Origin of the sequence: Devosia sp., assembly GCF_030689745.1 — a bacterium.
Taxonomy (GTDB): Bacteria; Pseudomonadota; Alphaproteobacteria; order Rhizobiales; family Devosiaceae; genus Devosia; species Devosia alba.
Map to the genome: position 1 here is coordinate 19846 of NZ_JAUYGL010000076.1, position 9246 is coordinate 29091.

9 protein-coding genes are annotated in these 9246 nt (G+C 63.2%); 7 read left to right on the forward strand and 2 right to left on the reverse strand.

Annotation, left to right across the window (positions count from 1 at the left end):
• Positions 1-4: 4 nt before the first annotated feature.
• The gene (locus tag Q8O80_RS06565; protein WP_305578180.1) at positions 5-901 is read right to left on the reverse strand and encodes a helix-turn-helix domain-containing protein; all 897 of its coding nucleotides are present in this window, start codon (positions 899-901) and stop codon (positions 5-7) included.
• Positions 902-1083: 182 nt separating this feature from the next.
• On the opposite strand from Q8O80_RS06565, the gene Q8O80_RS06570 reads away from it, so the two are divergent.
• From Q8O80_RS06570 to Q8O80_RS06595, 6 genes are all read left to right on the forward strand, one after another.
• Positions 1084-2319, forward strand: coding sequence for an amino acid ABC transporter substrate-binding protein (locus tag Q8O80_RS06570; protein ID WP_305578182.1), 1236 nt, complete (start codon positions 1084-1086; stop codon positions 2317-2319).
• Between the two features lie 143 nt (positions 2320-2462).
• Entirely contained in the window at positions 2463-3335 is an 873-nt protein-coding gene (locus tag Q8O80_RS06575) for a branched-chain amino acid ABC transporter permease (protein ID WP_305578184.1), read from the forward strand.
• On the forward strand, positions 3329-4249 hold the full coding sequence (locus tag Q8O80_RS06580) for a branched-chain amino acid ABC transporter permease (RefSeq protein WP_371136131.1): 921 nt from the start codon (positions 3329-3331) through the stop codon (positions 4247-4249). The genes Q8O80_RS06575 and Q8O80_RS06580 overlap by 7 nt, the downstream gene beginning before the upstream one ends.
• A complete protein-coding gene (locus Q8O80_RS06585) occupies positions 4246-4971 on the forward strand; it encodes an ABC transporter ATP-binding protein (RefSeq protein ID WP_305578188.1) in 726 nt (241 codons plus the stop codon). Before Q8O80_RS06580 ends, Q8O80_RS06585 begins: the two co-directional genes overlap by 4 nt.
• Complete coding sequence (locus Q8O80_RS06590; protein ID WP_305578190.1) at positions 4964-5707, forward strand: ABC transporter ATP-binding protein; 744 nt, start codon at positions 4964-4966, stop codon at positions 5705-5707. The genes Q8O80_RS06585 and Q8O80_RS06590 overlap by 8 nt, the downstream gene beginning before the upstream one ends.
• The gene (locus tag Q8O80_RS06595) at positions 5704-7155 is read left to right on the forward strand and encodes an aldehyde dehydrogenase (protein ID WP_305578192.1); all 1452 of its coding nucleotides are present in this window, start codon (positions 5704-5706) and stop codon (positions 7153-7155) included. The genes Q8O80_RS06590 and Q8O80_RS06595 overlap by 4 nt, the downstream gene beginning before the upstream one ends.
• A gap of 127 nt (positions 7156-7282) precedes the next feature.
• Here the strand turns inward: Q8O80_RS06595 and Q8O80_RS06600 are convergent, their stop codons facing one another.
• The gene (locus Q8O80_RS06600; protein WP_305578194.1) at positions 7283-7591 is read right to left on the reverse strand and encodes a hypothetical protein; all 309 of its coding nucleotides are present in this window, start codon (positions 7589-7591) and stop codon (positions 7283-7285) included.
• Positions 7592-7840: 249 nt separating this feature from the next.
• Here Q8O80_RS06600 and Q8O80_RS06605 point away from each other — a divergent pair, with 249 nt between their 5' ends.
• A complete protein-coding gene (locus Q8O80_RS06605; RefSeq protein WP_305578196.1) occupies positions 7841-8872 on the forward strand; it encodes a helix-turn-helix domain-containing protein in 1032 nt (343 codons plus the stop codon).
• Positions 8873-9246: the final 374 nt, after the last annotated feature.

Sequence of the window (9246 nt, forward strand, 5' to 3'; positions counted from 1 at the left end):
AACCCTATGGCCAGGCCGCGTAGGATTGCGTGCGGTTGGCATTGAGACTGTGTATCCGTTTGCGGTAGCGCCCCGGGGAAATGCCCTTGAGGCGTGAAAAGAAACGACTGAAATAGCCGGCGTCGCGAAAGCCCAGCGCATCGGCGATTTCGCGGACCTGCAAGCTTGAGCGTTCGAGCAGGCTCTCGGCATCCTCGAGCAGGCGGCGATGCACCAGCCCGAGCGGCGATTGGCCGGTCGCGCGGCGGATCGCGGTGGTCAAGCGGTCGGTGGAAACCCCCATCACCCTGGCATAGTCGGCCACCGGCCAGTGCTCGCGGGCATGCAGTTCGACCAGTTGCACAAAGCCCTGCACCAGCAGGCGCGGCGAGGCCTGGGGTTGCGTGGCGACGCCGCCCAGCCGCCAGAAACCGATCAGGGTCAGCCAGAGCCGGCCCATCACGGCCTCGCGCATGCCGGGCAATTCGTCCAGCGCTTCGCGGCGAATGTCTTCCAGATCGCGGATGGCCCCTCGGGCGGCGCCGGCGTCGAGCCGGATTCCCGGCAATGGCCTTTCGATCGCTTCGCGCAACTGTCCGGCAATCGAGCTGGCCGGCACGACGCGACCGAGCGCGGCATTGGATACGGCCAGCATCATGCCGCGGGCGCCGGCGTCCAGCCGGACACGGCTCACCACGCCGCTCGGCAACCAGATGACGCAGGGCGCCTCGATCGCGGTAACCACAGCGTTTAGCCGCAGCGTGCCCCGACCGGCAGCGAGCACGAAGCCGTTGGCGCCGCGCATTGCCTTGGCGGCCGGGAAATCCCACTCAACTGCCGACAACAAGCCAGCGATTTCAACCACTTCTACGTCCTGGGTCAGTCCGGGATTGAGAGTGGACGCAGTTAGGTGCTGGATCATGGGGCCGTCCGGGCGTTCGATTTGTCCTAAAAAGTACAATTATCTCTCTGTAATGTCCATTTTTTCTACTGCGGCTCCGGCCTAGGGTAGCTGCGAGAACGGCATTCGGAGGCAAAAAAGACCCATGAGGTCGGCCCCGAGCCTATCTGGAGCGCCCGCGTGGCGGGCAGGAGGAGCAAGCTATGACCAATCTGAGCCGTAGAACCGTGATGCAGGGCCTGGGCGTCGGCGCCATGGCCACCGCCCTGGCCGGCCTGCCGGTATTTGCGCAGGACCGAACCGCGATCCGCATCGGTTATGCCATTTCCAAAACCGGCGCCAATGCGGCCGGCGCCGGTATTACGACCACGCCAAACTATCTGCTGTGGGTCGATGATGTGAACAAGGCCGGCGGCATCAAGCTGAGCAAGCTTGGCGTCACCCTGCCCCTCGAAGTTACCGAATATGACGATCGCTCTGCCGCCGAGGAAACCGTGCGCGCTATCGAGCGTCTTGCCACGCAGGACAATGTTGATCTGATCCTGCCGACCTGGGGCACCGGTGCCAATCTGGCCGCTGGCCCCACCTTTGACCGTTTCGGCTACCCGCAGCTGGCCGCCACTGCCGTCACCGACATGGCGCCCCAGCTGGCCGCACGCTGGAAGCACAGTTTCTGGATGCTGGGCGGCGGTCATGACTATGCCAATGCGCTGGTGGAATTGCTGGTCAAGCAGCGCGACGCCGGCACCATCAACAACAAGGTGGCTATCGCCTCGGTTGCTGACGGCTTCGGCATTGATCTGTCCAAGGCGGCCACACCGGCCTTTACCGAGGCCGGTTTCGAGCTGGTCTATGACAAGACCTACCCGCTCGGCACCTCCGATTTCGCGCCCATCATCAACGAGGTTTCGGGACTGGGCGCGGACACTTTCGTGGCCTTCTCCTATCCACCAGATACCTTCGCGCTAACCCAGCAGGCCGTCGTGGCCGATTTCAGCCCGAAGGTATTCTATCTCGGCGTTGGCACTGCTTTCCCGATCTATCCGGGTATTGCCGGGCCCAACCACAATGGCGTCATGGGCGTTGGTGGTATCGATCCGGACAGCGAAGCGGTCGCTGCCTATTTCGAACGCCATATCGCGCTTAACGGTCAGGCGCCTGACAGCTGGGCCAGTGCCATCACCTATGCCAGCCTTGAAATGCTGCAGCAGGCCATTGAACGCGTTGGCGATATCGACCGCGAAGCCATTTCGGCCGAGCTGTCGAGCGGTGAATTCGACACCATTATCGGCAAGGTGAAGCTGGTCGATAACCAGTTGCGCAGCCTGTGGACGGTCGGCCAATGGCAGGACGGCAAGTTTGTTGGTCTGGCGCATACCGAACGCGACGGCAGCCGCGATCCAGTCGTGCCAAAGCCGGACTGGGTTCCAGCCACCTAGTCGAGCACGAACGGTCTCCCTCCCCCGGGGGAGGGACTAAGGGTGGGGTCGCCTCCAGCGCCGTTGCTCGTCGCTCACCCCACCCAGCCCTCTCCACCAGGAGGAGGCGTTCCACTGTGCCTGCCCAACCACCGGAGCGACGCATGTTGTCCAGCGCCATTCTGACCGGCCTCGTCCTGGGGGGCACTTATGCCCTCGTCGCCATGGGCCTTACCCTGCAATATGGCGTCGCCCGGATCATGAACCTGGCCTATGGCGACATCGTCATCGCCGCCAGTTTTGCGGCCTTCGTGCTGTTCAGCGCGCTGGGCATCAATCCCCTGCTGGGCATGCTGCTGATCCTGCCGCTGGGCTTTGCACTGAACTGGCTGATCTATGCCATCCTGCTGCAACCGCTGGCGCGCCGATCGCGTGACCGAGGGCGGCTGGAGGGTGACTCGATCCTGGCGACTTTTGGTCTGCTCTTTGTCATTCAAGGAGTGGCGCTGGTTATCTTCGGCTCCGGTTTCCAGAGCTACAATTTCCTTGCCGTCCCGGTGAATATCCTGGGCACCATCGTTGCGGCCAACCGGCTGCTCGCGCTGGTGCTGGCCGTTGCATTCGCCATTGGGCTCTTTGTGCTGCTGACCCGCACGCGCTTTGGCACGGTGATCCGCGCCGTCGCCGCCAATCCGGCTTCGGCCCCTCTGGTTGGCGTCAATGTCGACAGTGTTGCCCGTTTCGCCTTTGCGCTGGGTGGCGCACTCGCTGCCGCCGGCGGCGTGGTGATTTCAATGTATCTCACCTTTTCGGCGACCATGGGGGTGGTGTTCACCATGAAGGCGCTGATCGTGGTGATCATGGGCGGCGTCGGCAATCTGATGGGCGCGCTGGCCGCCGGGCTGATCCTGGGGCTCGTTGAAACACTGGTTTCCACCTATATCGATCCGGGGCTGACGCTGGCCGCCACCTATCTGATTTTCCTCGCCGTGCTGGTCGTCCGTCCGCAGGGTCTGTTCGGGAAGGCCACATCATGAAGCTCGCCGCCGCCCTCATCGCGCTGCTCGCGTTGGCTTTTGTCCCGTCGCTGGTCGGGCCCTACCCGCTTGGCTTGATGATCGGCATTCTGGGCTATGGCATTCTGGCCACCGCCTGGGCGCTATTTTCCGGCCCCACCCGCTACATCTCGCTGGCCACCGTCGCGTTCTTTGGCCTGGGCGCCTATACCGTGGCGGTACTGAGCGAAACGCTGCCCTACCCCCTGGTGCTGCTAGCGGCCGCCGCCATTGGTCTGGTCGTGGCACTGCTGGTGGGCCTTGCCACCCTGCGCCTCGCCGGCATCTATTTTGTCATCTTCACCTTCGGACTGACCGAGCTGGTGCGCCAGTTGGTGACCTATTATGAGGTCAACGTCACCCGCACGCTGGGCCGCTACGTCTTCCTGCCGTTCGGGCCCGAACACATCTATTGGCAATTGCTGGCGCTGCTCGCCGCAACGCTGGCGATTGCCTTCTGGGTGCGACAGTCAAAAATCGGGCTGGCCTTGCGCGTCATCGGTGACGATCCGGTGGTGGCCAGCCATCTGGGCATCCGCATCACCCGCGCCAAGCTGACGCTCTTCTCCATCAGCGCCGTCATCATGACCCTGGCCGGCGCCATACAGGCGCCACGCTGGACCTATATCGAGCCCTCCATCGTGTTCAATCCGACCACCAGTTTCCTTGTCGTCATCATGGCCTTGCTCGGCGGTCCCAACCGGTTATTCGGGCCGCTGCTGGGCGCCATCCCACTATTCCTGCTGTTTGAATGGCTCTCCGCCAATTTCCCCAACCACTATTCGATCATTTTGGGCCTGCTGTTCATCGCCATTGTCTTCGTTCTGCCCAATGGGGTGCTGGCCGCGGTGGATAGCGTGCGCGCCCGATTGACCCGCAAGGAGGCCAGCGCATGAGCCTGCTCCGCCTCAACAATGTGACCAAGCGCTTCGGCGGACTGACTGCCGTCAACGGGTTGTCGTTCGACCTGGCCGAAGGAGAAATTGTCGGTCTGCTTGGTCCCAATGGTTCGGGCAAGACCACCGCACTCAACATGATTTCCGGCTATCTGCCTCTGAGCGATGGCAGTATTGGTCTGCTCGACGAGACCATCAGCGGCTTGCCACCCGAGCACATCGCCCATCGCGGCGTCGCCCGCACCTTCCAGCTGGTCCGCGCACTACCCTCGCTCAGTGTAGGTGAGAACGTGCTGGCAGCTCTTGCCTTCCGCAAGGCGCCGCTCTGGGGCGCCGGGGCAAAGGCCGAGATCGACACCCTGCTTGCCGATGTGGGGCTGGGCGGGCGCGCGGATCAACCCGCTGATAGCCTGACCTATATTGACCTCAAACGCATGGAACTGGCGCGGGCACTGGCCAGTGATCCCCGCTTGCTGCTGCTTGATGAGTGGCTGGCCGGTCTCAACCCCACCGAACTGCAGGCGGGAATTGAACTAATCAGCTCGCTGCGTCAGCGTGGCATTACCATCCTGCTGGTTGAACATGTGATGGATGCCGTTCGGGCATTGTGCACGCGCTGCATCGTGATGAATACCGGCAGCAAGATTGCCGACGGTCCGACCGCCGAGGTACTGGCCGATGCTGAGGTCATCCGCGCCTATCTGGGAGCCGATCATGCTTGAAGTCAGCGCCATCAGCCTGCATTACGGCAAGCATCTGGCCCTCGACAACGTCGCGCTCAGCGTCGCCGACAAGGAGACCGTGGTGGTCCTGGGGGCCAATGGCGCCGGCAAGTCGAGCCTGCTCAAGGCCATTGCCGGGATGGTCCGCCCCAATCCGGGTGCCAGGGTGAACCTGGATGGGGTCAATCTTGTTGGTCGCCCGGACCATAGTTTCGTCGAACAGGGCATCGCGCTGGTGCCCGAAGGCCGCGGCATCTTTGGTGACCTGACGGTTGCGGAAAATCTCGAACTGGGCGCCTATCCCCGCCATGCGCGGCCGCACGAGGCGCGACAACGCGCGCTGGTCCTTGACCTGTTCCCGCGCCTCGGTGAACGACAGCAGCAGATCGCCCGCACCATGTCGGGCGGCGAGCAGCAGATGCTGGCAATCGGACGCGCGCTGATGAGTTGCCCGCGCCTGCTGATGCTGGACGAACCAAGCCTGGGTCTGGCCCCCATTGTCACGACCGAATTGTTCGCGGCACTTCAGCGCATTGGTCAGACCGACATCGCCCTGCTAGTGGTCGAACAGAACGTCAAGGCGAGCCTGGGCATCGCCGATCGCGGGTATCTGATGGAAGCCGGGCGGATTGTCGGTACCGGCTCGGCTGCAGCACTGCGCAGCGATGCTGCTGTACAGCAGGCTTTTCTGGGCGGTGCCGCGCCCACAGCAATTTCAACAGGAGTGTTCCCATGACCGATCTCAACCTGCTTATCAATAACGAGGAATCCGCAGCCACGGGCGGCAGAACCTTCGAGCGCAACAATCCCATGACCGGTGAACTGGCCACGCGTGCTGCAGCAGCGACGGTCGAAGACGCCTTGCGGGCGGCAGATGCGGCTGCGGCGGCCTTCCCTGAATGGAGCAAGACCACCCCCGGTGCGCGCCGCAAGATCCTGCTCGCCGCCGCCGATTGCCTGCAGGCCCGCACCGACGATTTCATTGCCGCCATGGGCGCGGAAACCGGCTCTACCGCCGGATGGGCTGGCTTCAACGTCATGCTGGCGGCCGACATGCTGCGCGAGGCGGCTTCGCTGACCACCCAGATTACCGGCGAGATCATTCCGTCCAACCGCCCCGGCTCAACGGCCTATGCCGTTCGCCAGGCCGCCGGCGTCGTGCTCTCCATGGCGCCCTGGAACGCTCCGGTGATCCTGGGTGTCCGCTCGCTGGCAACCCCGCTGGCCTGCGGCAATACGGTGGTCTTCAAATCAAGCGAAATCTGCCCGCGCACGCATAAGCTGATTGCCGACGCGCTGCTCGAGGGCGGCCTGCCCCCCGGCGTGCTGAACGTGGTCTCCAATGCACCTGAAGATGCGCCCGAACTGGTTGAGGCGCTGATCGCGCACAAGGCGATCCGTCGCGTCAACTTCACCGGCTCGACCCGCGTCGGCCGCGTCATTGCCGAGCTCTCGGCGCGCAATCTCAAGCCTGCTCTGCTCGAACTGGGCGGCAAGGCACCCTTCGTCGTGCTCGACGATGCCGACCTCGAACAGGCCGTGGCGGCGGCAGCTTTCGGCGCCTATATGAACCAGGGCCAGATTTGCATGTCGACCGAGCGGATCGTGGTGGATGACAAGATTGCCGACAAGTTCGTTGAAGCGCTCGCCGCCAAGGCTTCCTCGCTCAGGGCTGGCGATCCGCGCACCGGCGATACCCCACTTGGCTGTCTGGTCGACGTCTCGGCCGCCGAGCGCATCGATGCACTCGTCAAGGATGCCGTGGCCAAAGGCGCTCGCATTGTCGCTGGCGGTCAGGTCGACGGCGCTATCATGCAGGCCACTGTCGTCGATGGCGTTACGCCCGGCATGAAACTCTACCGCGACGAATCCTTCGGTCCGGTCGTCGCCGTGGTCCGCGTCGGCAGCGTCGATGAGGCGGTGCGTGTCGCCAATGACACCGATTATGGCCTGTCGGCAGCCGTCTTCGGCCGCGACGTCAGCCGGGCCATGGCCGTTGCCTCACGCATCGAATCCGGCATCTGCCACGTCAATGGCCCCACCGTGCACGACGAGGCGCAAATGCCGTTCGGCGGCGTCAAGGCGTCCGGCTATGGTCGGTTCGGTGGCAAGGCAGGGATTGCAGAGTTCACCGAGCTGCGCTGGATCACCGTTCAGGACGGCGCGATCCACTATCCCATCTAGCCAAGGAACGCCCAGCCTGGGGGCCCTCGGCCCCTGGCACGCACAGCAACGCGGGCTCGCTGCCAATCTGCAGCGGGCCCGCTCTTTCGTGGTGGCGAAAGCCGGCAGCATATTGCAGCTGCAGCAGTCACTCCTGGTCGTTGTGCCGTCCCTTGGTCTCGCCAACCATCCTGGCCAGTTCGGCAAAGGCAGGCACACCCCGATCACCGGCCGTGTTGTTTGCTATTCGCAGCAGACGGACCGGGAACACCACCGCGTCCCGGTTCGCCGGCGACATGTCCTCGGTCAGGCGATTATCGCCCAGCGCGGTCTGCTCCGTTATGGTTAGCGCGCGATCAATCTCTGCAGTGGTGAGTACTCCCTTGGCGACCAGTGCCTGGTTGATGGCGGCGACGGCCATGAGCAGGCCCTCAAGTTGCAGATTGGCGGTGTTCATGCGGACCTCCCGTTTCGACAAAGCGCTGCAGCTCCAAAAGAAGCACTGCCGGGCCATGCTAACCCAAATCGGCAATCCGATGAGGGCAATTTTTGGTCGGTCTTGTCGGCCTGTCCGGACTTTCTTTGCCAGATGTCGGGTGGCTATGGTTCGCTCGCGCCCGCCGCAATGCACCTGCGTTCCAATTATAGTCGCATCCGAGCGCCACTTCTGGCAGAATGCCGCTGCAACGACGCGGGGGAGACGGCGATGCTGGGCACGCCACAAGAGGCCGTGACGTCCAGAGGCAGCATTGCTCTGCCGGCGCAGAACGCCGCCAGCAATGGCGCTGGCTTGCGCTCAACCACCATCGAGTACGCCGCCGCGCAAGCTGCCATGCAGCCCTGGGTGACCATGGAATGCTATCAGCTCAGCCGCGGCAAGCAGGTGTCGCAGATGGATACTCTGGACCTGGGGGGCCTGCAGGTGGTGCGGGAGCGACAGTTCGCCGCCATCCAGAAACTGGGCGCCACCCCGGCAGATTTTTGCACCATCTCCTATTGCACACTGGACCCCGCATTCCGGTTGTCCGACCAAGCCATCAACAATGCCGACAGCGTGTTCTTCATTCCGGAGCAAACCGAGTTCGACATTTACGTACCAGCCGGCACGCAAACCACTTATGTCGGCTTTTCGCAGGCGGAGTTCATCGCGGCGGCCCGGGCGCTCAATCCGAGGATTTGGGGCCAACCGTCGCAACAGGTCGCGCAGTTTCAGTCCACCCGGCTGGCCGAACTGAAATCGGCGCTTTCGCTATGGTTTGGCGCTGCGGATGCTGCGACGATGAGGGGTGAGGTGTTGGACCCAGGCGTCATGCGCGCCATTGTTCTGCAGACCACGCTGCGCATCGCGACTGCCACCCCGGACGATGCTGCAACCCGCCTGCCGCTCGCCGCCCGGTCACGCGCCTTGCGAGTTTGTCGACTGGCGCGCAGCTATGTCGAGGAGCGACTGGCCGATCATGCGGTGCCCACCATCGTTGATATCTGCGTCTCACTCGCGGTCTCGGAGCGGACGCTACTCTATGCCTTCCATGAATATGTCGGCATGTCCCCGCAAACCTATCTGCGCCTCGTTCGGCTGAATCGCGTCCGCGCGACATTGCTCGCCGGAAATCCGCAAAACACCACGGTGACCCAAGCCGCCATGCAGTTTGGTTTTCTGCATCTCGGCCGCTTCGCCGGCGACTACAAGCAGGTGTTTGAAGAGACCCCGACGACGACGCTGGCGCGGTGCGTCTGACGCCTGAGAGAGCCGACGACAGTTTTGCGGAAATCGGATAGCGGCGTCACCTGTTCAGATTTAGCGTGACCGCGAAGAATTCTGCGCCACGGGCGATGCCAGTGTAGCAGACCATTGCTTGCCGCAAGACCAATAGCGGCGACCGAGTTTGCCGTGCTGTCGATTGGAGAGAACCATGCCAAGCTTGGTCTCAGCATTGCTTTGAAGCTGGCGCAGGTGCGCTCGGCTTCTTGATGAACTCCGAATATTAATAACGCGAGGAAGATAAACTATGTGCCAGGATTGCAATACCGGGACTATGAGCCGCCGCGGACTGATCGCCGGGGGCTTGGCACTGTCGCTGACCGTCCCGCTGGTGACGCAGGCCGTTGCGC